A 231-nucleotide genomic window follows, 5' to 3' on the forward strand; every position below is an offset into this window, starting at 1 on the left:
GTCGTCGTCGGGCGGTAACCAGCAGAAGTTCATCGTCGGCCGCGAGTTCGAGCGCGACCCCGACCTCGTCGTCGCGACGCACCCGACCCGCGGCGTCGACATCGGATCGACGGAGTTCCTCCACGATCGGCTGCTCGACCTTCGTTCGCAGGGGAAGGCCGTGCTTCTGGTGTCATCGAAGCTCGACGAGGTACAGGGGCTCTCCGACCGGCTCGCGGTGATGCACGAGGG

1 pseudogene is annotated in these 231 nt (G+C 67.1%); it reads left to right on the top strand.

The features are described 5' to 3' along the window. Positions 1–231, top strand: a pseudogene (locus EXE44_RS19480) (heme ABC transporter ATP-binding protein); the annotation flags it as partial.

The organism is Halorubrum sp. SS7, assembly GCF_005435055.1.
Taxonomy (GTDB): Archaea; Halobacteriota; Halobacteria; order Halobacteriales; family Haloferacaceae; genus Halorubrum; species Halorubrum salinarum.